The sequence below is a fragment of the Sphingobium sp. JAI105 genome (assembly GCF_015752145.1).
GTDB classification, from domain to species: domain Bacteria; phylum Pseudomonadota; class Alphaproteobacteria; order Sphingomonadales; family Sphingomonadaceae; genus Sphingobium; species Sphingobium xenophagum.
On the sequence record NZ_JADOUC010000001.1, the window covers coordinates 1641732 to 1663348 of the forward strand.

The following is a 21617-nucleotide window of genomic DNA, read 5'->3' on the forward strand; positions in this document are numbered from 1 at the left end:
GTCAGACTTCCCCGTTTCGCTGCATCCGACGATAGCTCGGCAGTGCCGCCAGCTTGTTTTCGCGCCATTCCTCCAGGGTCGCGCGGGCGCGGTCCTTGAGGCGGGTGGCGATTTCCTTCTCGCGGTTCGCTGCAAGAGTCATGCCTTCCTTGGCCTCCACCTTGCGCCGGGCGTCATAAAGGGCGCCGTCCAGCTGTCGCCCGGCCTGTTCCAGCCGGGTGGCGAGTTCCTGCATCGCGGCGAAGGACGCGCCGGTCGCCGCCCCTTCGGTCTCGAACAATTCGCCGCGCACCTTGTTGAGGCGCTCGATATTGCGGGCGAGCCCGTCCGCTTCGTCACGCGCGCGGGCGGTTTCCGCGACGGCCATGGCATGCTGGACGTGGCGTACGCGCAGCACGCGCTGGCGGCGGGAAACAAGCCCCTTCATGCGCTAAAGCTCGCGACGAGCGCGTTGGCGCTGGTATCGAGATCGATACGGCTCTTCTGGTCCTGCCGGATGAAGTCGAGAATTTCCTGACGGCGCTGGACCGCTTCGTCGATCACCGGATCATTGCCGGGGCGATAGGCGCCCATCAGGATGAGATCGCGATTTTCCTCATAAGCGGCCCACAGGCGGCGATAATTGGCGGCGGCCATGCGATGGTCGTCAGGCACCACGTCGGCCATGACGCGCGACAGGGACTTGCCAATGTCGATGGCCGGGAAGATCGCCTGTTCGGACAGATGGCGCGACAGGACGAAATGGCCGTCCACAATGGCGCGAGCGGCGTCGACGATCGGATCGTCGGTATCATCGCCATCGGCCAGCACGGTGTAGAGCGCGGTGATCGACCCGCCGGTGCGGGAATCCACCCCTGCCCGTTCGACCAGACGGGGGATGAGCGCAAGCGCGGAGGGCGGATAGCCCTTCATCGCGGGGGGTTCGCCAAGGGCAAGGCCGATTTCGCGCTGGGCGTGGGCGCAGCGGGTCAGGCTGTCGATCAGCAGCAGCACCTTCTTGCCACGGGCGCGGAAATATTCGGCGATGGCAGTGGCGCGCGCAGCGGCGCGCAGGCGCAGCACCGGGGGATGATCGGCAGGAACAGCAACGACGATGCTCTTGTGCATCATGTGCTTCAATTTGGTTTCGAGAAAATCGCTGACTTCGCGGCCCCGTTCGCCGATCAGACCGACAACGACCACATCGGCTTCGGCCCCGGCGATCATCTGGCCCATCAGCACCGATTTGCCGACGCCCGACCCGGCGATGATGGCGATGCGCTGGCCGCGCCCGGCGGTCAGCAGGGCATTGACGGCGCGGACGCCAAGGTCGAACGGTTCAGTGACGCGGCCACGATCCAGAACATTGCCCTTGACCCCGTTCAGCGGCCAGACGCCGCCCGCAATGATCGGCCCCTTGCGGTCGAGCGGCTGGCCCATGGCGTCGACCACGCGGCCGATCAGCCCTTCCCCGACCTGCACCATATTGGCCTGGCTATCGGGTTCGACCCGGATGCCATTTTCCAGCGGCGCGTCGGCGTCGAGCGGCACCAGCAATGTGCGATCGCCGCGAAAGCCGACGACTTCGGCGCGGCAGATGGACCCGTCGCTGGCCATGACGCGCGCGCCGGAGCCGATCGGACGGCGAAAGCCGGTGACTTCGAGCATGCCCGCGTCATGGCTGACCAGACGGCCCACGCGGCGGGGCGTGCGATTCTGGACCTGAAGATGATCGAACAGGGTTTCGGCCTGCGCCAGCGCGGCGCGGATCATGACTTGCCTTCCATATCGTCCATCAGCGCGCGCAGGCGGGACAGGCGAACGTCCGGGCCATCCTCCACCCAGCCGTCGGCGGTTTCGAGCCGGACGCAGCCGCGGTGCAACGCCTTGTCGGGAACCAGCGACACGCCGATCGATTCGCCTTCGAGCAGGGCGATGTCGTCGGGATGGAGATGAAGGGCGCTCTTGCCCTGATTATCTTCGATAAAGGCGGCAACGGTGTCGCAGCGCTGCACCAGCCGTTCGATGTCGATCTCCACTTCGCCGACAATCTGTTCGACCAGCCGCACGACAGTGGCCGAGAGCATGGTGGACAACATGCCGCTGGGCGCGGGGCTAAGCATTTCGAGCGCCTGCGTCAGCCGTTCATGCGCCTCAGACGCATCGGCATGGGTCTGGGCGGTGACGCGACAGCCTTCGTCGAAACCCATGGTGAAGGCTTCCAGCCGGGCCTCCTCCAGCGGATCGGCCTCCGGCTCCATTTCGATGACGCCATGGCGCATCATGGCGGTATGCTGACCGGGGATCGAGGTATAGAGGCTGCGAAAGCCGCCGCTTTCGACCTGGCGCACGCCCGTCATCGAGACCGGCGCGACATCCTGCACTGCCTCTGCGCCCCAGATTCTGGAGCCGCTTCCGCTGGCGCGGCGCGGCTCCAGAGTCCTGGTTGCCGCATTTTCCGAGCCGTCGGCAAAGGGTCGACTTGAAAATGCTTCAGACAAAGTCATTCCCCTTGCCACCCAGCATGATGGTGCCCGCGTCCGCCATGCGGCGCGCGGTGGCGATGATGAGTTTTTGCGCGTCGATCACTTCGGCAAGGCGGATCGGGCCACGTTCCTCGATCTCGTCGGCGATCGATTGCGCCGCGCGGGCCGACATGCAGCCAAAGATCTTGGCCTTGAGCAGGTCGTTGACGCCCTTGAGCGCCACAACCAGCACAGCGCTGTCGACGGTGCGCATCAGCGTGCCGAGATTCTTGTCGTCCATGTCGATAAGGTTATCGAACACGAACATCTCTTCCTCGATGGTCTGGGCGATCATCTTGTCGCGCTTGGCCACCGCCTTCATGATCCGCTGCTCATTGTCCTTGCGGACATTGTTCATGATCGCAGCCGCCTCGATCGTGCCGCCGCGCTGCGATGCCGCGCCCTGCTTCTTGGCCGGGCCGCGCAGCAGCAACTGCTCCAGATCGTCCAGCGCCTCGTTCGACACCGGGCCGAGCGTGGCGATGCGGTAGACAATCTCTTCCTGATATTCGACCGGCAGCAATTGCAGCACGTCGGCGGCAATCGGCGCTTCGAGATGGGCCAGCACGATCGCCATGATCTGCGGATGCTCCGCCTCAATGAGCGCGGCGATTTCCTTGGCGTCCATCCATTTGAGCATTTCAAGCTGGGTGGAGCGGGTCGGCGGGGTGATGCGCGCGAGGATGGTTTCGGCCCGCTCCTCGCCCAGTGCCTTGGTCATCGCGCCGCGAATATGGCGGGTCGCGCCATAGCCGATGGTGGTGCGCTTCTTCGCCTTGGTCACGAAATGATCGAGCGCCTCGTTCACCTCTTCAGGATCGACATCGGCGACGTCATACATGGCATAGCCCAGCTGGCGTACTTCTTCAGGCTCCAGGCGCGCAAGGATCTGCGCGGCCTCATCCTCGTCGAACAGCATCAGCAGGACGGCGGCGGCGGCGCTGCCCTTGAGCGCCTCTGGCCGACCGGGAACGATCTCAGGCATTTTCCTTCTTCCCCTCCTTCAGGAGGTCGCGGACGACCAGGGCGGCACGGTCGGGGTCCTGCTTCACAAAGTTGCGAATGAGGTCGGCGCGCTGGGCATAGTCATAGGTGGAGGAAATCATGTCGAGCGTGATCGGACGGGCCGGATCGGGCGCCTCGACCGCCTGCCGGGTCAGCTCGCCGGAAATTTCGCGGCCAATGCGCTGGCCATTCTGGGCCGTGTCGGCGGCGATCGCTTCCTGTGCCGCGGCGCGGCGCTTGAGCAGCGGGCGGCCGATGCCGAAGATGACGAGCAGCGCGACCAGCAGGGCCGAGACGTTGCGGATGAGGGGCGAGACCCAATCCGCCTCATACCAGAGGGGCTGTTCTTCCGGCGTCTTGAGGAAGCTGCGCGAGGAGAGCGCGACCACGTCGCCACGGGCCTGGTCGAAGCCGATCGCACCCTTCACCAAGGCTTCGAGGGCAGCGATTTCCTGCGGCGTGCGCGCCTTGCCATCGGGTGCATTGTCGAGCGCCACGGCGACCGACAGGCGCTTGACGGTGCCGACCGCATCCTTGGTAACGGACACTTCACGGCCCAGTTCAAAGCTGCGGTTGAAGGTTTCCTCGGTCTTCATCAGCGGGTTGGGCGGAGTGCCGGGCGTCTGCGCCGCGGTCTGCCCCTGCTGCACGGCCTGACCATTGGGATTGGTCTGGGTCACGGTCGGGTTGACGGGCGCCTGATTGCTGAGCGCGCCGGGGATGCCCGATGCCTCGCCCGTGCCCTGACCACGCGGGTCGGAGGCCCAGGTGCCCTGTTCGGTGCGCAGCCGGGCTTCGTCCTGCGGATAGGTTTCGCGGGTCGCCTGCCGCTCGGCGAAATTGAGTTCGGCATGGACTTCGGTCGAGAAATTATTGGCCCCCAGGATCGGGGTGAGCAGCGCGACGACCGACTGGCGATAGCGGTCCTCGATCCGGCTCTGGATCGCGAGCTGGCGATCGTCGCCGGAGTCGCTGTCATTCTTGCTGAGCAGGCGGCCATTCTGGTCGACCAGCGAAATCTGGTCGGGCGAAAGTTCGGGAATGGACGATGCCACGAGGTGAACGATCGCGCTGACCTGCGCATCGGTGAGCGTGCGGCCATTGGCAAGGCGCAGCATGACCGAGGCGGACGGCTTGGCCCGGTCGCGCAGGAATACGCTGGGCGGTTCGACGGCAAGGTGGACCTTGGCGCTTTCGACGCTGTCGATCGCCTCGATGGTGCGGGCCAGATCCATTTCGCGGGCCGAACGGAGCTTTTCGCCCTCGACCGCGCGGCTGGCGCCCATGGGCAGGCTGTCGATCATGCTGTTGCCGTCGGGCGCGCTCTTGGGCAGGCCCTGCGCGGCGAGCATCATCTTCGCCTTGAAATAATCGCCCTCGCCCACGGTCATCGCGCCGCTATTGTCGAAGTCGTAGGGAATGCCGTTTTGGTCAAGAACCTGCGCCACGGCGGACTTGTCACCGTCGGGCAGGCCGCGAAACAGGTCACGCTGCGGCGGTTCGCGCAGCGCCATCCAGGCGAGGCCAGCGACGGCAAGGACGCCGAGCAGGCCAAGCAGCGGCAGGCTCTTGGCTACCGCTGGCTGTTTCATGAAGCCGGTGATCCGCGCGCGCAGCGCGTCGACCCCCTTGGCCGAGCCGAAGCCGGACGAAGCGGTCGCCGGGAGGGCGGGCCGGGCGGCAGCGCCGCCATCGATGGTGAGTGCGTTCTCGCTCATGATTTAGACCGGCATGCTCATGATGTCCTTGTAAGCGGACAGAAGTTTGTTGCGGACTTGAAGGGTCGCTTCGAAGCTGACCGACGCCTGCTGCTTGGCCAGCATGACGGCGGCGATGTCGGTGGTTTCGCCCCGCTCGAACGCGGCGGCGGCCTCACCGGCCTTGCCTTGCAGGCCGTTGACCTGTTGCAGCGCGCTGTTGAGCGCTTCGGTAAAGCCGCCGGGCGCGGTGCCGGGCGCAGTACCGTTTGGGGCGTTCGCGCCGCCGACCGACCCGGTCGAGGCGACGTCGCGCAGCGCGGCGTTTTTTTGCAGGATGGCGTTGCGGATCGCCATCACATTGTCTGTCGGAGAAATGCCGGTCATGCCCTATCCTCCCTTCAAGCCGCAGCCAGATCGCGCATTTCGGCAAGCCGATAGCGCAGCGTGCGTTCGGATATGCCGAGCTTGCGCGCGGCGGCGGCGCGGTGGCCGTCGGTTTCGCGCAGCGCGGTGCGGACCGCTTCCAGCTTGCTGTGATGGGCAACGTCGCGCAGGCGGACGGGTTCGGCCGGTTCGGGCGAGACGATATGCAGGCCCTGGGGCCGGGGCGCGCTCGCCAGATGCAGGTCGTGCGCGTCGATCCGATCGCCATCGCGCAGCACCAGGGCGCGCTGAAGGACGTTGCCCAGTTCGCGGGCATTGCCCGGCCAGGCATGGGCGGCCAGCTTGTCGAGCGCCGCGGCGGTCGGCCAGACAAAGCCGTCCTTGGCCATATCCGAAAAGCGCAGCAGCATGGCGGCGGCAATCGCAGCGATGTCGCCGGGGCGTTCGGCCAGCGGGCGCAAGTCGAGCGGCATGACATTCAAGCGCCAGTAGAGATCTTCGCGGAACCGTCCGGCGGCGCATTCGGCGGCCAGATCGCGGTTGCAGGCGGCGATGACGCGGACATTGACCGGGACGGCGTGGGTCGCGCCGACGGGCAGGACTTCGCCTTCCTGCAAGGCGCGCAGCAGCTTGGCCTGAAGTGCGATCGGCAGTTCGGCGATTTCGTCGAGGAACAGCGTGCCGCCGTCCGCCGCCAGGAACAACCCTTCGGACGCATTGGCCGCGCCGGTGAAGCTGCCCTTGCGATGGCCAAACAGCATCGCTTCCATCATGGTTTCCGGCAGCGCGGCGCAATTGACGGCGATGAAATCGCCCGACGTGCGGCCCGACTGGGCGTGGAGGAAGCGCGCCATGCCTTCCTTGCCGGTGCCGGTGTCGCCCTGAATGAGAACGGTGGCTTCGCTGCGTGCGACCCGACCGGCAAGCGTCATGAGGCGCGCGCTGGCGCTGTCGCCCACCGCAGGAATAGCCGCGGGACGGGCCAGTTCGGCGATCAGGGCGAAGGCAAAGCCCATATCTTCCAGCCCGAAGGCGACGCGGGCGGGCAGGCCGTTGGCGGCGGCGACCAGCGAAGGCGCGCCGTCGACAAGCGAGATCAATATATCGCGGTGCGTCGCGTGGCCGATTTCGGTCGCCAGCAACACGCGGCGGCTGTCGCGTTCGCGCGGTGCGGCGGCATCGACGACCCGGACGGCGAACAGGGCATTTTCCAGCCAGTGCTGCAACCCTGGAACGAGCGCACAGACGCCTCGGCTCATATCGAGCGATGACATAGTTGGTCCCCAAATGGCTGGCCAGCTTGTACCCCCGTACGCCCTGGCCTTCTTCGATGGTCCCAATGTGCGCTACCGTGGTTAGTAATTGGTTAATTGCCGGCAGGACTTGCCGCTTAGCGGCAATTATTTTCCGCCACGGCAACGGCCCAAACCCACTTAATATATACCGCGCGCGCGTAGAGGGCCGGTAAGCGACGGGCAAAACACGAAAAATGCAGAAAATTCGACAGCGCCCCTAAAAGCCCGCCGCACCCCGCCGTTATCCCCTTTCGAGGCCGCAAGCGCTCTAACGGATGGCAGCGACCTGATTGACACGGAAAGGGAAACACCATGACTGTTATCGGAACCAACACCGCCGCTCTGCGCTCCGCCAACGCTTCCTCGATGGCCAGCAAGGGCCTGAGCACCGCGATGGAACGCCTGTCGACCGGCAAGCGCATCAACAGCGCGAAGGACGACGCCGCTGGCCTGGCGATCGCTTCGACCATGACCTCGCAGATCCGCGGCATGACCCAGGGCATCCGCAACGCCAATGACGGCATCAGCCTGGCCCAGACCGCTGAAGGTTCGCTCGGCGAAGTCACCAACATGCTGCAGCGTATGCGTGAACTGACCGTTCAGGCGCTGAACGGCACCAACGACACCAACGCCAAGGCGAACATCACGTCGGAACTCGATCAGCTGTCCACCCAGATCAGCACCACGATGACCAATTCCAAGTTCAACGGCATCTCGCTGTTCCCGACCACGGCTGCGACGGTTTCGATCCAGGCCGGTGCGACCGCGAACGACACTGTCTCGCTTTCGCTCGGTGGCATCGACCTTTCGCCGGTCGTCGGCGCATCGGCCGCCACGGTCGACGCCGCCACCGCCACCACGGCGACCCTGGCGCTCTATGACACGGCCCTGTCGGCTGTATCGACCGCCCAGGCCAAGCTGGGTGCCGCGCAGAACCGCCTGGAATCGACGGTCAACAACCTGACCGCCAACGTCACCAACCTGACCGACGCCCGCAGCCGCATCGAGGACGCCGACTTCTCGGCCGAAACGACCGCTCTCGCCAAGTCGCAGATCCTGAGCCAGGCGTCGACCGCGATGCTGGCACAGGCCAACCAGAGCCAGCAGGGCGTGCTGAAGCTGATCGGCTAAGTCAGGCCAACCGAATTGGTCGGCTGAGGTCCTGGTCACCGGACAGCCGCGCCAAGTAGCCCCCGGCACATCAACAGTCCCCACCGTGCCGGGGGTCACAACTTCGATCTAACGACCAGCATATGCGAAACCCTCGTCCCCCCGGGCGGGGGTTTCGTCGCGTTTGCCGGGATAGAGCCCTTGGCATTGCGCGTCGCGCCACCCATGATGGCGGCATGACCCATATCAACCGGCGCGCGATGATCGCCGCCACCAGCGCTGCGCTGATCCTTCCCCACAGGCTGATGGCGCAGGCCGCCAGCGAGCCATTTTCCTGGGACCGGCTGATTGCGCGGGCGCAGCGGCTGGCCCGTGCGCCATTTGCCGAAACGCCGCTCCATCCCGGTGCGCAGGCGATCGACTATGACGCGCTGCATCAGGCGCGTTTTGCCGAGGATCGCACCATCTGGGGCGATTTGCCGGGCGATACCGGCGTCCGCCTGTTCCCGCTCAGCCGGACGGCGGCGCAGCCGGTGCAGATCGCGCTGGTCGACAAGGGGCGCGCGACGCCGCTGCGCTATGATCCGGCCATGTTCGATGCGCCGGACAGCAATCCGGTCAAGAAACTGCCCCCCGACGCGGGCTTTGCCGGGTTCCGCATCATGAACGCCGCGCGCGACGGCGACTGGCTGTCCTTTCTGGGGGCCAGCTATTTCCGCGCGCCCAGCCCGCAAAAGCAGTTCGGCCTGTCCGCCCGCGCGATCGCGATCAATACCAGCCTGCAGGGAAAGGAGGAATTTCCGCGCTTCACCCATTTCTGGCTGGAGCGGACGGGCGACAGCAGCGTCACCATCCACGCGCTGCTGGATGGCGCGTCGATCACCGGCGCGTTCCGGTTCGTCAGCAGCCTGGGCAAGGACGGCGTGCGGCAGGATGTGACCGCCGCGCTGTTCCCCCGTCGCGCGATCCCCGAACTGGGGCTGATGCCGATGACCAGCATGTTCTGGTATGATCAGGCCAACCGCAGGCAGGGGACCGACTGGCGACCGGAAATCCATGACAGCGACATGCTGTCGATCGCCAGTGGCGATGGCAGCGTCCATGCCCGGCCGCTGGTCAATCCCGCCATGCCGCAGATCAGCGCCTTTGCCGAGCGCGATCCGAAGGGCTTTGGCCTGCTCCAGCGGGACCGCGATTTTGCCCATTATCAGGATGATGGCGTCTTTTACGACCGTCGCCCCTCGCTTTGGGCGACCCCTGCCCGGCCGCTGGGCGCGGGACAGGTGCGGCTCTACACCTTTCCGACGGACAGCGAATATACCGATAATGTCGCGGCCTATTGGACGCCCGATGCGGCGCCGGTGCCAGGACGGCGGATTGACCTGTCCTACCGGCTGGACTGGTCGGCGGCGCAAAATCCGGCCGGAACCGACCTGGCAAGAGTCGCCAATGTCTGGCGCGGGCGTGGCGACCAGCCCGACGCGCAGCGACTGGTGGTCGATTTTGCCGATGTGCCGGATGGCGTGCGGCCGGATGTGTGGACGGACGTGACCGGGGGCAGGCTGATCAAGGCGGCGGGGTATCCCGTGCTGTGGCAGCCGGGCCTGTACCGCGCGGTCATCGATCTGGCGGCCAATGCCGGCGTCCAGTCGGAAGTCCGGCTGCAATTGCGGAGTGCAGGTCGCGTTTTGAGCGAATATGTGCATTATCCAATTACAGGATGAAGGGAACCGCCAGCGTAACGAGCGGTTCTGTCCTCTGGGTCAAAGCTAATCAGGTCTGGAACGCAAGTGACGGGAGGCGTGCTGACGGCGGATGCCGTCACCGGAGAAAAGCCCATGCCAAGGGCATTTGAGCAGGTGCCGGCGGAAACGCCCATCGCCATGCCGGTGCAGGATTTTGCCGGTCGTCCGCCGATGATCGCGCGGCGACGGTTCAATATCGACTTGTGGGCGCGCCGCCTGCTGGTCGTTCTGCTGGCATTGCTGCCCGCCGCCATGGCTGCGCATGAAATGCGCCGGTCGATCGGGCTGGACGGGATTTCGGCCTGGGAAGGCGTCTATCTGGCGCTGTTCATCCCGCTCTTCGCCTGGATCGCTTTCGGTTTCGCCACCGCGTCAATCGGCTTCCTGCTGCTGACCGTTGGCAAGGGGCGCGCCGTGACGCCGCATGCACTGACATCCGCCACCGCGCTGGCCGGAAAGACCGCGATACTGCTGCCGGTCTGTAACGAGGATTTTCTAGGGGTGCTGGGTCGCCTGTCGATCATGGAGCGATCACTGGCGCAGGTGATGGGGGGCGAACGGTTCGAATTTTTCATCCTGTCCGATTCCAACCCCGAAAATGGCGAGGTCGAGCGTCGCGCCTATCTGGAATTGCGCGAATCCTTTTCCCGCCCCGTCCATTATCGCCGCCGGGCGCTGAATATCGGGCGCAAGCCGGGCAATATCGCCGAGTGGGTCGAGCGTTTTGGCGGCGGCTATGACTATATGGTCGTGCTGGACGCGGACAGCGTCATGAGCGGTCAGACGATGGCGCGGCTGGCCGCCGACATGGAACGGCATCCGCAGGTCGGGCTGATCCAGACTGTCCCCACCGTCGTGGGCGCCGCGACGCTGTTTGCGCGCTGGCAGCAATTTGCCAGTCGGCTGTTCGGGCCGATTTCAGCGGCGGGCATGATCTGGTGGGCCGGGTCCGAAGGCATGTTCTGGGGCCATAACGCCATCGTGCGGGTCAAGGCGTTCGCGCAAAGCTGTGGCCTGCCGGAACTGCCGGGCCGCGCGCCCTTTGGCGGGCATATCATGAGCCACGACATGATCGAGGCGGCGCTGCTGCGGCGGCGCGGCTGGGACGTGCATATGGTGAACGCGGACGATAGTTTCGAAGAATTTCCGCCCGCCATGCCCGACCTGTTCACGCGCGACCGGCGCTGGTGCCAGGGCAATATCCAGCATGTGCCGCTGTTCATGAAAATTGCCGGGCTGCATCCGGTCAGCCGATTCCAGCTGCTGGTCGGCGCGTCGGCCTATTGTACATCGCCGCTGTGGCTGGCGCTGATGCTGGTGGTGCTGGGCGGCGCGCTGGCGGGGGTGTGGCCGCCGAGCGCCGTGCTGCCGTCTGGCGGGCTGCTGGCAGTGACGGCGACATTGCTGTTTGGACCCAAGCTGCTGGCGATGATCTGGGCGATGATCGACCCGGCGCGGCGGATCGGCTTTGGCGGCGCGGCACGGATGACGCGCGGAGTGATGGCCGATATTGTGCTGTCCATCCTGATGGCGCCGGTGGCCATGCTCACGCAGACGATCAATCTTTTCGGCATATTGATGGGGCGCAAGAGCAGCTGGAACGGGCAGACCCGCGACCGTGACGGCATGGGCGCGCTCGATGCGATCTGGTTGTTCAAATGGCATATTCTGCTGGGGATCGGGCTGACTGCCATGGCCGTGCAGGCCGGTGGGCTGGGCTGGATCAGCCCGGTGGTGGCGGGATTGCTGCTGGCCCCCGTGCTGGCGGCGCTGACCGCGCGCAAGGATCTGGGGCGGCGGGCCGAGCAAGGCGGCCTGTTCGTGGTCGCCGATCCATGGTGGCGCACGCAAAGCTATCGCCCGCTGCGCTTTCGCTGGCCAAGCGGCGACGAGCGGCGGATGGGGCCGTTTGCCGCGAATGACGAGTGAGGCAGGCTACGGCCAAAACCGTTCTGGCTGAGCTTGTCGAAGCCTTGTTCTTCTTCGCAAGAAGGACAACCCTTCGACTTCGCTCAGGGCGAACGGAGATTGTCTGTGCTCAGTCCCAGTCGCGCAGTTTCTCGCGCAGGCGGTCGAGCGCGGCTTTCTTGATCTGGCAGACCCGCGCCGCGCCAATGTCGAGCGTGTGGCCGATCTCCTCCAGATTGAGTTCCTCGACAAAATAGAGTTGCAGCACCAGCGCCTCGCGCTCCGGCAATTCGCCGATGCCGCGGGCGATCGCAGCCTTGAGCGATTCGCGTTCCAATATGTCGTCGGCGCGATCCTCCACATCGGCGAACCACATCGACTGGTCGGAATAGACTTCGTCCATGCTTGTGTGCTGGACCATTTCCACGCTGTCGGCGATTTCGCGATAGGCGGCCGGTTCCAGCCCCATGTCGGCGGACATTTCCGCTTCGGTCGGCAGGCGCCCCAGCTTCTGTTCCAGCCGATTGCGCACCTTGGCCAGATCCTTGCGCTTGGCCATGGCGGACCGGCAGATCGTCGCCTGCCGCCGCAAATGGTCGATCATCGCGCCACGCACGCGCAGTTGCGCATAGGCGGCAAAGCCCAGCCCGCGATCCTCAAAACCATTGGCGGCCTCAACCAGCGCGACCATGCCGATCTGGAGCAGATCCTCCACCTCTATCGCGGTAGAAACGCGGCCATGGACGTGCCAGGCGATCTTGCGCACCAGCGGCATATATTGGCGCGCCAGCCGTTCCGGGCTGTTGTCCCCCGGCCTGCCATAAGTGTGGGCGCCGGACGTGATCTTGTTCATGTACATCGGTCAGCCTCTCCTCAAGCGACCCGTTCGCGCTGCATCATGGGATCATGACGGGGCGCTGGATCGTGGCGCGGCGTTGGACGTTGTTCGCCACCGACGACGGCGGCCACCTCCACACCCTTGCCATCCGGTATTTCCAGAAAGGACAGGACCGGCGTTTCGGGCAGGTGCGGCTTGAACAGCCGCGCCATCGCCCGGCGCGCGACCGGCGAGGTGACGATGGCGAAATTGCGTGCCTGCCCCAGCAGGGGCCGCGCGGCCTGCACCACGGCTTCGACGATCCGGTTGGCGAGCGCGGGTTCGATCGGGTGGCGCGCATCGCCCGCCACGCGCATGGCCTGTGCCAGCAAGGCTTCGAGGTCGCCGTCGAGCGTGATGACCGGCAGCGGCATCTTGACCGGGACAAGCCCCTGGATGATCAGCGCGCCGATGCGCTGGCGGACCGCTTCGACCAGTTGCTCGTGGCTCATGTCCGGGCGGGCGGCGTCGACCATCGCTTCGCAGATGCGGCGGAAATCCTTGAGCGCAATGCCTTCGGACAGGAGGGCGCGGCAGAGCGCGCTGATCTGCGTAAGGCTGAGCGTCGCGGGCGTCAGGCCATCGACCAGCTGGGGCGCCACATCCTTCAGATTGTCGAGCAGCTTGCGCGCTTCATCGAGGCCGAACATTTCCGCCGCGTTCATGCCGATCAACTGGTTGAGATGCGTCGCCACGACCGTCGGCGGATCGACCACCGTATAGCCCGCGACTACCGCCTCGCTGCGCTTGGCCTGCGGAATCCAGACCGCGTCGAGGCCGAAGGTCGGGTCTTTCGCCGCGCGCCCTGCGACCGTGCCTTCCAGCGCGCCGCTGTCCAGCGCCAGCAGGTCGTCCGGCCAGATTTCGTCCTCGCCCACGACGACACCAGCGATGGTGATGCGATATTGATTGGGTTCGAGCGCCAGATTGTCCTTCACCCGGACCATCGGCACGACAAAGCCCAATTCCTTGGACAATTGGCGACGAATGCCGGTGATCCGTGCCATCAGCGGCGCGCCCTTGCGTTCGTCGACCAGACTGATGAGCCCATAGCCGATTTCCAGGCCGAGCAGCGCGCCGTCCGACACATCGCCCCATTCGATCAGCGCTGGGTTGGCGGGCGGCGGCGCAGGTTCGGGTTCGGCCGCCTTTTTCTGGCTGGCCTTGCGCAGGTTCCACGCGATCAGCCAGGAAACGGCGGCGGCCGGCAGGATGATCATGTGCGGCATGCCGGGCAGCATGCCCAGGAATGTCAGGATCGCCGCGACCGGCACCCAGGCGCGGCCGGAGCCGAACTGGTTGGCGATCTGGCCGGACAGGTCGTCCTCGCTCTTGACGCGGGTGACGATGGAGGCCGCCGCGATCGACAGCAGCAAGGCGGGGATCTGCGCGACCAGCGCATCGCCGATGGCCAGAAGAATATAGGTTTCCGCCGCCTGCCCCATAGTCAGGCCGTGGCTGACGACACCCAATATGATGCCGCCGATAATGTTGATCACCAGGATCAGGATGCCCGCGACCGCGTCACCCTTCACGAACTTGCTGGCACCGTCCATCGAGCCGTAGAAATCCGCTTCGGTCGCGACTTCGGCGCGGCGCAGCTTGGCTTCTTCGGGGGTCATGAGGCCCGCGTTCAGATCGGCGTCGATCGCCATCTGCTTGCCGGGCAAGGCGTCCAGGGTGAAGCGGGCGCTGACTTCCGACACGCGGCCCGCGCCCTTGGTGATGACCACCAGGTTGATGATCATCAGGATGGCGAACACGAAGATGCCGACGACATAGTCGCCGCCGATCAGGAAATGGCCGAACGCCTCGATCACCTGTCCCGCCGAATCGGACCCTTCATGCCCCTGCACCAGCACGACGCGGGTGGATGCGACGTTGAGCGCGAGGCGCAGCAGCGTCGCGAACAGCAGCACGGTCGGGAAGGCGGAAAAATCGAGCGGCTTGGCGGCATTGAGCGCCACCATCAGCACGGCGAGCGAGATCATGATGTTGGTGATGAACCCGATGTCGAGCATGATCGCCGGGACCGGCACCATCATGAACAGCACGACCATCAGCGTCGCGAAGGGCAGCACCGCCCCCTTGGCGGCGCTCATCCAGATCTTCGCTTTGATTTGGTTGGGAGACATGAGGAGCCGTTACCTTCCGAGGGTGGCAAGCATGAGATAGGCGAGACGTGCGGTTTGCGGCTGGGGCCGGATGCCGACATCGATTTGCTGTTCAAGGCGCTGGGTTTCGATCCGCACATAGTCGGCGGTCTGCACCGTCTTTGCGCCGTCGGGGAGCGAAGCGTCGGCATATTGGACGGGACCGCCCAGGCTATCGACGCCCTTCTGCAATTTGGAGGCGAAGCGATCGCGAATGTCGGCGAAGCTGCGAGGATGGCCGGCGCGATCGTAGAAGATCGAACGGTTGGCGCGCGCCGCCGACGGGAAGAGCGAGGCTGCCGTGGCATCGGGCGCGCGGTCATGGACCGACAGGAATTTGCTCGCGCCGCCTACCCCCAGGAAATGGGCAAGATAGAGATCGACCGGCTCGGCCTCGCGGCCAAGGCGCTTTTCCAGAAAGGCCTTGTTGTCGGCGGCATGTTCCGCCGCCATCACCGACGCGGTTTCGGGATGCTTGCGCAGGTCGAGTATCTGCTGGCGCAATTCCGGGTTCGACACATAATAGCGGCCATTGCTGCCCTGGCTGATCGCGTCGGCCGCCCAGCCGAGGCCATATTGGCTGCCATGCTGGTCGATGACCGCCAGCCAGCTCTGGTCGATGAACTGGTAAAGGCCCGTTGCGGACGATGTCGTCGCGCGCGCGGTGGGGTTCATGCTGGATTCGATTTTGGCCTGACCCAGCAGATAGGCGAAATCCACGCCCGTACGGCGGCTCGCCATGGCGATCGCGTTCGTGACGCGATTGCCTGTCGATGTCCCCGTCGCTGTAATGTCTGCAAAAGCCGACATCGGCACATGTTCCCCACTTGGTTCTGGGGAGCATTAGAGCAAGGCTTATGCCAAGATTTGGTTAATGTCGGCGCAACTATTTGCTTTTCTGCGATTGTGGTTATGCAGACGGAGCAGGTGCGCGGCATCGATAGGGCGACACCCCTCCACCGGCTGCGCCGGTACCCTCCCCCTTGCAGGGGAAGATTTTGATGGCGCGACCAAACGCCAAAAACGAAAAACGGCGCCGATGGGCGCCGTTATTTCCTCTTGGCGTTTGGTCGCCCTTTTTAGCGGCTGTAGGTCAGCGGCGCGTTGCGGGCGCCATGGGCGGCGAGCATCGCCAGCCGCTGATTCGCATAATCGGCAAGCAGATTGACCCGTATCCGCGCGCTGTCGATCAAAGGGAGCATCGCGCTAAGCCGCGCAACGGTCTGGGGTTCGGAACGCCATGCGCCGATGGCGCGGATGGCGGCGGCGCTGTGGCTTACCCGGTTGCTGGCAATCTCGATCGCCGCGGCATCGTTGCCGTCCAGCACGTCGCGCAGATCCTCGAACGCTTCGAACAGATCGTCCAGCGCAGCAAGGCCAAGCGACATCTGCCCCGGTTCCTTAACCAGCGACCGGCAGATCGAGCGCGACCATGCGCTCGGCAATGGCCGATGGGTTGACGGGGTAGTTGCCCGACGCGATCGCGGCCTTGATGGCAGCGACACGATCCATGTCGATCGGCGCGCCTTCCGCCGCCATGCGCGAAGCTGGGCTGGCCGACGATGCCGACGACGAAGCGGTGGTCGAGCCGGTGGCCGACGACGCGCGCGTCTTGCCCCCTTCACGCAGGCGGTTCGCCTCTATGGCGGCGCTGATGCTTTGGCCGACGGACTTAATCATGGGTCTAATCCTTCACTCGTCCCTTACACCTATAACGGACAGGTTCAGAAATCCTTAAATCCAGGAATACGCACAAGTCCCATTTCCACGACTTGCGCAAAAATCGGTGCGGACTTCTTGTCCTCGCGCACCCGGATGGTTTCGCCGACCGCGCCATCTTCATCCGCGATCATCACGCGAGAGACGCTGAAGGCGGCGTTGCCGGCCATCAACTGCACCGGATCGCCGCGCTTGACGACATGTTCCGCCGGGGCCGGGCGGGCAGCGGGGGTGAAACGGTTGGCGGCAGCGGTGCGCGGTACAGCGCCCGACGTGGCGGCGGATGATCCCGCAACCAGCGGCACGCGAATGCGCCAGCCCAGCGCATCGCATTTGACGATCGCAGCGCCGAACATGGGGCCATCGACCGCGGGGGTGGTTGGGCAAGCGGCAAGCTTCAGGCGGCGATCGACCGGTGCGACGGGGCCGCCCGGTTCACCCAGATTGGCGCCTACGGTCATCGCGACCAGACTGTCGATCCGGTCCAGATTCTCGAACTTCTGCTGCGCCAGCGCGGGTTGCGCGGCCACAAGGGCAATGGCGGCAAGAAGGATTGGCTTGGCTCGAAACACATTCTGTCTCCTGAAAAGACGGAGGGTCTTTCCGGGTAATTCAGCAATATCCGTGCCAGTTTGGGCTGTTATTCGGTCTTGGCGCCCGGCGCGATGCGGATCACCTGCCCCTGCCCGCCCCTGCCATCGGCCTGATCGAGGCCGCGAATCCGCAGCCGATCCTGCGATATGCCGTCCAGCTTGAGCGCGCGGGCGACTGAGCCAAGACGGGCGGCCGCAAGATCCCAGTCGTCGAAACGCTGGCGCGCGCGGTCGCTGCCATGGCTGCGAATTTCCACGCCACCGGCTTGCCCGGCATATTGGCGGGCAATGACGGACAGGCAGGCGCGGCCCTGATCGGTGAGCATGGCTTCACCCGGCACGAACAGTTCGACTGCGCGAATCTCCACGCCCGGCCGCATGACGCGGCCGCCAAATTGCTGCGCGACCTGCCCCAGCATGGCGTCGCGGCGCGATCCGCTGGCCTGCAACAGGACGAAGAAGGCCAGGAGCAGAAGCAAAAGATCGGCGAAGCTGACCGCCCAGCGGTTGCGCCGCGCGGCGACGGTGGTGGACGCGCTCATGCGACTTCGCGGATCGACGCCCGGCGCAGCGGGGCATTTTCGCGCCGCGCGATGCCCAGCATCCGGGCGACGACCTCCTGCTGCCAGGCCAGTTCGCGTTCGGACAGGTCGGCCAGGCGCGCGGCAATGGGCGCTGCGATCATATTGGCGATGACGACGCCATAAAAGGTGGTGAGCAGCGCCAGCGCCATGGCGGGACCGAGAGCGGCGGGATCATCCATCGCCGCGAACATGCCAATAAGGCCGATGATCGTCCCGGCCATGCCCAGCGCGGGCGCGGCATCAGCAATCGACAGCCATACATTGCGCGCGCCGGCATGGCGCTGCGCCCGGTCGGCCAGCGCTTGCGCCGCCCATAGTTCGAACAGGTCGGCGCGATCGCTGTTGGCGAGCCTGCGGGCGGCTTCGGTCAGGAAGGGATTGGCGGTCTTGACCCGGTCAGTGCAGGACAGGCCGCGCAGCTGCGCCACCTGATCGATCTTGAGCATGGCGGCGCGCGCCGCATCACGATCCCGCGTCGGATCGGCAGTGACCAGCGGCACGAGCGCCGCGATCGCCCGGCCAAGCGCCGCGACCCCGTTCTGGAACAGCGCGACCAATATTATGCCCGCGACCATGGCCAATAATGTCAGCGGGTCGAACAGATGGCCCATCATCGCGATCATGCAAATTCGTCCCCATTTTGGCCGTCACCGGACAGCGGCAAGGCGGTGCCGCCGACCGGCAATTTCTTGCCGCCCTTGCCGCCCCTATCCGCCAAAGCCCCGTATTCCGGGGATTTTCGCCTACCCCTGCGTCACCCACGCAAATTGGCACGGCTCTTGCGAATATCAGGCTGGATCGCCCGTTTCGAACGCCATCAGGCATAAGAACGGCAGCAGTCGACCAACTTTTAGGCCTGGCAAAGGGCAATAGGCATGTCGGTGGAAGAAAGTCTGTTCGGGATCCATGGAAAGGCGCTGGCGCTTCGTTCGCAGCGTCTGTCCCTGCTCGCGTCCAACATCGCCAATGCCTCCACCCCCGGCTACAAGGCGCGCGACATCGATTTCGACGCCGCGCTGAAGCAGGCGACGACGCAGGCAAGCGGCGGCGCGGCTGACGTGTCCAAGGCCGTCGACGACGCCATGGGCTATCGCGTCCCGCTGCAACCCAGCCTGGATGGCAATACGGTGGAACTGAGCACCGAACAGACGCTGTTTGCGGAAAATGCCGTCAAATATCGCACGACCCTCTCCTTCCTTGAGGGCCGCATCAACACCATCAACCGCGCACTGAAGGGAGAATGAGCATGAGCGGCTCTGGCCCCATGAATGTTTTTGACATTGCCGGTCGCGCCATGAGCGCGCAGCTGGTGCGTCTGAACGCGACGGCTTCCAACATGGCGAACGCGGGCAATGTCACCGGCAGCGCCGCCGAAGCCTATCGCGCGATCAAGCCGGTGTTCCAGTCAGTCACCGACAGCCCAGGCGTGTCGACGGTCAAGGTCGACAAGGTGGTCACGACCGACGCGCAGCCGACCAAGCGGCACGATCCCAATCACCCGCTGGCCGATGCCAATGGCGATGTGTGGGAAGCGGCGGTCGATAGCAATGCCGAGATGATCGACATGATCGAGACGGCGCGCATGTACCAGAACAATGTGCAGGTGCTCAACACCGCCAAGTCCCTGATGCTCGAAACCATAAGGATCGGCAAATGACGACATCCACCGTCACCGACAGCGCCGGGCTTTCGGTCTATAATCCGACTGCCAAGGTCGGCACCGGCAAATCCGAAATGGGTCAGGGGGATTTCCTGCGCCTGCTCACCGCGCAGATGCAGACGCAGGACCCGTTCGAGCCGGTCAATAACGCCGAAATGGTGTCGCAGATGGCGACCATCACCAATTCGAGCGGCATTGCCGAAATGAACGCCAATCTGGCGTCGATCAAGGAACAGCTGTCGGGCACGCGCCTGGGCGATGCGGCGAGCTGGATCGGCAAATCCATGCTGGTGCAGAGCAATATCGCCGCGCCGGACGCAAATGGCCTCTATGCTGGCCAGATCACCCTGCCCGCCGCAGTCGATGGCGCATCGGTCGATCTGGTCGATGGCAATGGCAATGTCGTCAAGTCGATCGATCTGGGCGCACGGCCCGCAGGCGATGTCAGCTTCTATTGGGATGGCAAGGACGACACCGGCGCAACCGTCAGCAACGCCGCGCTTCAGGTCAAGGTCAGGGGCGCGACCCCCAGCAAGGTCGCGACCTGGGCGACGATCGCCGCCGTCCAGTCTCCGGCGGACGGCTCCGCATCCAAACTCATCACCGCGCTTGGCACCTACAGCCCGTCGGACGCCATCAGCCTGAGCTAATCCACTCGCTTTTCACGCTTATTTTCACCCCCATTTTCTGTTCACCTAGGGAGTTACGCCATGACCTTCTATGTTTCCCTGTCCGGCCTCAAGGGCGCGCAGGCCGATCTGTCGGCCATTTCCAACAACGTCGCCAACGTCAATTCGACCGCGTTCAAGAAGAGCAAGGCGCAGTTCGGCGACATTTTCGCCGCCGCGCCGATGCAGACCACGCATCAGGTGGCTGGCCAGGGTGTGCGCGTGCAGGGCATCAGCCAGCAATTCACCCAAGGCACGATCGAAACCACCGACAAGACGCTGGACATGGCCATCACCGGCGAAGGCTTCTTCACGGTCAAGGCCGAAGACGGCACGATCAGCTACACCCGCAACGGCGCTTTCTCGGTCGATGACGATCGCTACGCGCTCGACACCACCGGCGCACGCATGCAGGTTTTCCCCGTCGATCCCGACACGGGCGTTCCGACCACGACCCCCACGGCTGCCAGCACGCCTGCCGATCTGGTCGATCTGCAGGTGCCGACCACCTATCAGGGTCTGCCCGACGGCGCGCAATTGACCAGCGTTGGCGTGGCCAAGGACGGGCTGGTATCGGCCATCTATGCCGATGGCAGCACCGTCTATCTGGGTCAGGTCGCCATGGCGTCCTTCAACAGCCTGGAAGGCCTGCGCCAGCAGGGCGATGCGCACTGGTCGTCCACCGTCGCCAGCGGCAGCCCGATCCTGGGTCTGGCCAATGAAGGCATGTTCGGCGCGGTCAACACCGGGTCGCTGGAGCGATCCAACGTCGACATCACCGACGAACTGGTGTCGCTGATCGCGGCGCAGCGCAACTTTCAGGCGAACAGCAAGGCGATCGAGGCGGCCAACACGCTGACCACCACCATCGTCAACATCCGCACCTGATAAGCGAGCCACGCCGGTCTCTGCCTACAGGGTGGGGACCGGCGCGACTTTCCAGCGAACGTAGGAATTTTCCATGGACCGGCTCGTCAACACGGCACTTACCGCGATGCGCGGCGCAATGGCCCGGCAGGCGTCGATCGCGAACAATCTCGCGAACGCCAATACGGTGGGCTTTCGCGCCGAAATCGCCAATGCCGAGACGCGCTGGATCAAGGGCGATACGTTCGACACCCGCGCACAGGCATCCGAACAGGTGATCGCCGCCGACATGGCGCAAGGCGCGGTCACCCAGACGGGCAATGCGCTCGACGTGGCCCTGAACGGTGATGCATTGCTCGCCGTTCAGGGCGCCGACGGCAGCGAAGCCTATACGCGGCGCGGCGACCTGAAGATCAGTGACAGCGGCCTGCTGACCACCGGCGACGGCATGCCCGTACTGGGTGAAGGCGGCCCCATCACCTTGCCCCAGCTCGACAGCGTGTCGATCGCGCAGGATGGCAGTATCTGGGGCGTGCCGCAGGGTGGCGACGCGGCCAATCCGCAGCGGATCGATGCGCTCAAGCTCGTCAATGCGACGGGTTCCGGCATCGCCAAGGGCACGGATGGCCTGTTTCGCGAAGTCAATGGCGGCGCATTGCCGCAAGACCCGCTGGCCACCGTCACCAGCGGATCGATCGAAGGATCGAACGTCAATCCGACCAGCGCGCTGGTTCAGATGATCGAGGCGAGCCGCGCCTTTGAAACGCAGGTCAAGCTGATCGACACCGCCAAGCAGCTGGACGATGGCGGCGCATCGCTGATGCGGCTTGATAGTTAATCTGGCA

23 protein-coding genes are annotated in these 21617 nt (G+C 64.9%); 8 read left to right on the plus strand and 15 right to left on the minus strand.

Translation table 11 applies throughout. From position 1 onward, the window contains the following. Position 1 precedes the first annotated feature (1 nt). The 7 genes from IWY39_RS07855 to IWY39_RS07885 all read right to left on the minus strand — a co-directional run bounded on the left by IWY39_RS07855 (position 2) and on the right by IWY39_RS07885 (position 6867). Positions 2–427, minus strand: coding sequence for a hypothetical protein (locus IWY39_RS07855; protein WP_107124421.1), 426 nt, complete (start codon positions 425–427; stop codon positions 2–4). Then, a complete protein-coding gene (locus IWY39_RS07860) occupies positions 424–1752 on the minus strand; it encodes a FliI/YscN family ATPase (protein WP_019053011.1) in 1329 nt (442 codons plus the stop codon). Before IWY39_RS07860 ends, IWY39_RS07855 begins: the two co-directional genes overlap by 4 nt. Continuing rightward, entirely contained in the window at positions 1749–2339 is a 591-nt protein-coding gene (locus tag IWY39_RS07865; RefSeq protein ID WP_181316700.1) for a FliH/SctL family protein, read from the minus strand. Before IWY39_RS07865 ends, IWY39_RS07860 begins: the two co-directional genes overlap by 4 nt. A 133-nt stretch (positions 2340–2472) precedes the next feature. Then, the gene (gene fliG / locus IWY39_RS07870; RefSeq protein WP_017182883.1) at positions 2473–3489 is read right to left on the minus strand and encodes a flagellar motor switch protein FliG; all 1017 of its coding nucleotides are present in this window, start codon (positions 3487–3489) and stop codon (positions 2473–2475) included. Then, positions 3482–5227 carry a flagellar basal-body MS-ring/collar protein FliF gene (gene fliF, locus IWY39_RS07875; RefSeq protein WP_107124420.1) on the minus strand — a complete coding sequence of 582 codons (1746 nt, stop codon included), beginning with the start codon at positions 5225–5227 and terminating at the stop codon, positions 3482–3484. Before fliF ends, fliG begins: the two co-directional genes overlap by 8 nt. Positions 5228–5230: 3 nt before the next feature. Then, on the minus strand, positions 5231–5593 hold the full coding sequence (fliE, locus tag IWY39_RS07880) for a flagellar hook-basal body complex protein FliE (protein WP_017182885.1): 363 nt from the start codon (positions 5591–5593) through the stop codon (positions 5231–5233). Between the two features lie 14 nt (positions 5594–5607). Beyond that, complete coding sequence (locus tag IWY39_RS07885) at positions 5608–6867, minus strand: sigma-54-dependent Fis family transcriptional regulator (protein WP_019053015.1); 1260 nt, start codon at positions 6865–6867, stop codon at positions 5608–5610. Between the two features lie 333 nt (positions 6868–7200). Between IWY39_RS07885 and IWY39_RS07890 the strand changes: the two genes are divergently transcribed. The 3 genes from IWY39_RS07890 to mdoH all read left to right on the plus strand — a co-directional run bounded on the left by IWY39_RS07890 (position 7201) and on the right by mdoH (position 11672). Then, on the plus strand, positions 7201–8019 hold the full coding sequence (locus IWY39_RS07890; RefSeq protein ID WP_107124419.1) for a flagellin N-terminal helical domain-containing protein: 819 nt from the start codon (positions 7201–7203) through the stop codon (positions 8017–8019). Positions 8020–8234: 215 nt separating this feature from the next. After that, complete coding sequence (locus tag IWY39_RS07895; protein ID WP_107124418.1) at positions 8235–9722, plus strand: glucan biosynthesis protein; 1488 nt, start codon at positions 8235–8237, stop codon at positions 9720–9722. 114 nt (positions 9723–9836) lie between these two features. Beyond that, entirely contained in the window at positions 9837–11672 is a 1836-nt protein-coding gene (gene mdoH / locus IWY39_RS07900; protein WP_107124474.1) for a glucans biosynthesis glucosyltransferase MdoH, read from the plus strand. Between the two features lie 109 nt (positions 11673–11781). On the opposite strand, the gene IWY39_RS07905 is transcribed toward mdoH, so the two are convergent. From IWY39_RS07905 to IWY39_RS07940, 8 genes are all read right to left on the minus strand, one after another. After that, a complete protein-coding gene (locus IWY39_RS07905) occupies positions 11782–12510 on the minus strand; it encodes a sigma-70 family RNA polymerase sigma factor (RefSeq protein WP_019053020.1) in 729 nt (242 codons plus the stop codon). A 14-nt stretch (positions 12511–12524) separates the two neighbouring features. Continuing rightward, positions 12525–14663 (minus strand): flagellar biosynthesis protein FlhA, encoded by a 2139-nt coding sequence (gene flhA, locus IWY39_RS07910; protein WP_107124417.1) that lies wholly within the window; start codon positions 14661–14663, stop codon positions 12525–12527. Positions 14664–14672: 9 nt separating this feature from the next. Then, on the minus strand, positions 14673–15491 hold the full coding sequence (locus IWY39_RS07915) for a flagellar biosynthesis protein FlgJ (protein WP_107124416.1): 819 nt from the start codon (positions 15489–15491) through the stop codon (positions 14673–14675). Between the two features lie 269 nt (positions 15492–15760). Further along, a complete protein-coding gene (locus IWY39_RS07920; protein ID WP_107124415.1) occupies positions 15761–16069 on the minus strand; it encodes a hypothetical protein in 309 nt (102 codons plus the stop codon). Positions 16070–16082: 13 nt separating this feature from the next. Beyond that, positions 16083–16361, minus strand: a complete 279-nt coding sequence (gene flgM, locus IWY39_RS07925) for a flagellar biosynthesis anti-sigma factor FlgM (RefSeq protein WP_017183008.1) — start codon at positions 16359–16361, stop codon at positions 16083–16085. Between the two features lie 44 nt (positions 16362–16405). Then, complete coding sequence (locus tag IWY39_RS07930; RefSeq protein WP_107124414.1) at positions 16406–16972, minus strand: flagella basal body P-ring formation protein FlgA; 567 nt, start codon at positions 16970–16972, stop codon at positions 16406–16408. 68 nt (positions 16973–17040) lie between these two features. Beyond that, positions 17041–17535 carry a flagellar motor protein MotB gene (locus IWY39_RS07935; protein WP_107124413.1) on the minus strand — a complete coding sequence of 165 codons (495 nt, stop codon included), beginning with the start codon at positions 17533–17535 and terminating at the stop codon, positions 17041–17043. Beyond that, positions 17532–18200: a MotA/TolQ/ExbB proton channel family protein gene (locus tag IWY39_RS07940; RefSeq protein ID WP_017183005.1), complete on the minus strand. Its 669-nt coding sequence runs from the start codon at positions 18198–18200 to the stop codon at positions 17532–17534. The genes IWY39_RS07935 and IWY39_RS07940 overlap by 4 nt, the downstream gene beginning before the upstream one ends. 252 nt (positions 18201–18452) lie before the next feature. Here IWY39_RS07940 and flgB point away from each other — a divergent pair, with 252 nt between their 5' ends. The 5 genes from flgB to IWY39_RS07965 all read left to right on the plus strand — a co-directional run bounded on the left by flgB (position 18453) and on the right by IWY39_RS07965 (position 21610). Continuing rightward, the gene (gene flgB, locus IWY39_RS07945; RefSeq protein WP_017183003.1) at positions 18453–18821 is read left to right on the plus strand and encodes a flagellar basal body rod protein FlgB; all 369 of its coding nucleotides are present in this window, start codon (positions 18453–18455) and stop codon (positions 18819–18821) included. Between the two features lie 20 nt (positions 18822–18841). After that, entirely contained in the window at positions 18842–19234 is a 393-nt protein-coding gene (gene flgC / locus IWY39_RS07950) for a flagellar basal body rod protein FlgC (RefSeq protein ID WP_017183002.1), read from the plus strand. Then, entirely contained in the window at positions 19231–19887 is a 657-nt protein-coding gene (locus IWY39_RS07955; protein WP_017183001.1) for a flagellar hook assembly protein FlgD, read from the plus strand. Before flgC ends, IWY39_RS07955 begins: the two co-directional genes overlap by 4 nt. 60 nt (positions 19888–19947) lie before the next feature. Continuing rightward, positions 19948–20793: a flagellar hook-basal body complex protein gene (locus IWY39_RS07960; RefSeq protein WP_017183000.1), complete on the plus strand. Its 846-nt coding sequence runs from the start codon at positions 19948–19950 to the stop codon at positions 20791–20793. 73 nt (positions 20794–20866) lie between these two features. Further along, positions 20867–21610: a flagellar basal body rod protein FlgF gene (locus tag IWY39_RS07965; RefSeq protein ID WP_017182999.1), complete on the plus strand. Its 744-nt coding sequence runs from the start codon at positions 20867–20869 to the stop codon at positions 21608–21610. Positions 21611–21617: the final 7 nt, after the last annotated feature.

What these genes read in the sequence shown, in the direction of transcription:
- IWY39_RS07855 (WP_107124421.1), bottom strand. Translation starts at nt 427, where the DNA reads ATGAAGGGGCTTGTTTCCCGCCGCCAGCGCGTGCTGCGCGTACGCCAC.
- IWY39_RS07860 (WP_019053011.1), bottom strand. Translation starts at nt 1,752, where the DNA reads ATGATCCGCGCCGCGCTGGCGCAGGCCGAAACCCTGTTCGATCATCTT.
- IWY39_RS07865 (WP_181316700.1), bottom strand. Translation starts at nt 2,339, where the DNA reads ATGACGGGCGTGCGCCAGGTCGAAAGCGGCGGCTTTCGCAGCCTCTAT.
- fliG (WP_017182883.1), bottom strand. Translation starts at nt 3,489, where the DNA reads ATGCCTGAGATCGTTCCCGGTCGGCCAGAGGCGCTCAAGGGCAGCGCC.
- fliF (WP_107124420.1), bottom strand. Translation starts at nt 5,227, where the DNA reads ATGAGCGAGAACGCACTCACCATCGATGGCGGCGCTGCCGCCCGGCCC.
- fliE (WP_017182885.1), bottom strand. Translation starts at nt 5,593, where the DNA reads ATGACCGGCATTTCTCCGACAGACAATGTGATGGCGATCCGCAACGCC.
- IWY39_RS07885 (WP_019053015.1), bottom strand. Translation starts at nt 6,867, where the DNA reads ATGTCATCGCTCGATATGAGCCGAGGCGTCTGTGCGCTCGTTCCAGGG.
- IWY39_RS07890 (WP_107124419.1), top strand. Translation starts at nt 7,201, where the DNA reads ATGACTGTTATCGGAACCAACACCGCCGCTCTGCGCTCCGCCAACGCT.
- IWY39_RS07895 (WP_107124418.1), top strand. Translation starts at nt 8,235, where the DNA reads ATGACCCATATCAACCGGCGCGCGATGATCGCCGCCACCAGCGCTGCG.
- mdoH (WP_107124474.1), top strand. Translation starts at nt 9,837, where the DNA reads ATGCCAAGGGCATTTGAGCAGGTGCCGGCGGAAACGCCCATCGCCATG.
- IWY39_RS07905 (WP_019053020.1), bottom strand. Translation starts at nt 12,510, where the DNA reads ATGTACATGAACAAGATCACGTCCGGCGCCCACACTTATGGCAGGCCG.
- flhA (WP_107124417.1), bottom strand. Translation starts at nt 14,663, where the DNA reads ATGTCTCCCAACCAAATCAAAGCGAAGATCTGGATGAGCGCCGCCAAG.
- IWY39_RS07915 (WP_107124416.1), bottom strand. Translation starts at nt 15,491, where the DNA reads ATGTCGGCTTTTGCAGACATTACAGCGACGGGGACATCGACAGGCAAT.
- IWY39_RS07920 (WP_107124415.1), bottom strand. Translation starts at nt 16,069, where the DNA reads ATGTCGCTTGGCCTTGCTGCGCTGGACGATCTGTTCGAAGCGTTCGAG.
- flgM (WP_017183008.1), bottom strand. Translation starts at nt 16,361, where the DNA reads ATGATTAAGTCCGTCGGCCAAAGCATCAGCGCCGCCATAGAGGCGAAC.
- IWY39_RS07935 (WP_107124413.1), bottom strand. Translation starts at nt 17,535, where the DNA reads ATGAGCGCGTCCACCACCGTCGCCGCGCGGCGCAACCGCTGGGCGGTC.
- IWY39_RS07940 (WP_017183005.1), bottom strand. Translation starts at nt 18,200, where the DNA reads ATGATCGCGATGATGGGCCATCTGTTCGACCCGCTGACATTATTGGCC.
- flgB (WP_017183003.1), top strand. Translation starts at nt 18,453, where the DNA reads ATGTCGGTGGAAGAAAGTCTGTTCGGGATCCATGGAAAGGCGCTGGCG.
- flgC (WP_017183002.1), top strand. Translation starts at nt 18,842, where the DNA reads ATGAATGTTTTTGACATTGCCGGTCGCGCCATGAGCGCGCAGCTGGTG.
- IWY39_RS07955 (WP_017183001.1), top strand. Translation starts at nt 19,231, where the DNA reads ATGACGACATCCACCGTCACCGACAGCGCCGGGCTTTCGGTCTATAAT.
- IWY39_RS07960 (WP_017183000.1), top strand. Translation starts at nt 19,948, where the DNA reads ATGACCTTCTATGTTTCCCTGTCCGGCCTCAAGGGCGCGCAGGCCGAT.
- IWY39_RS07965 (WP_017182999.1), top strand. Translation starts at nt 20,867, where the DNA reads ATGGACCGGCTCGTCAACACGGCACTTACCGCGATGCGCGGCGCAATG.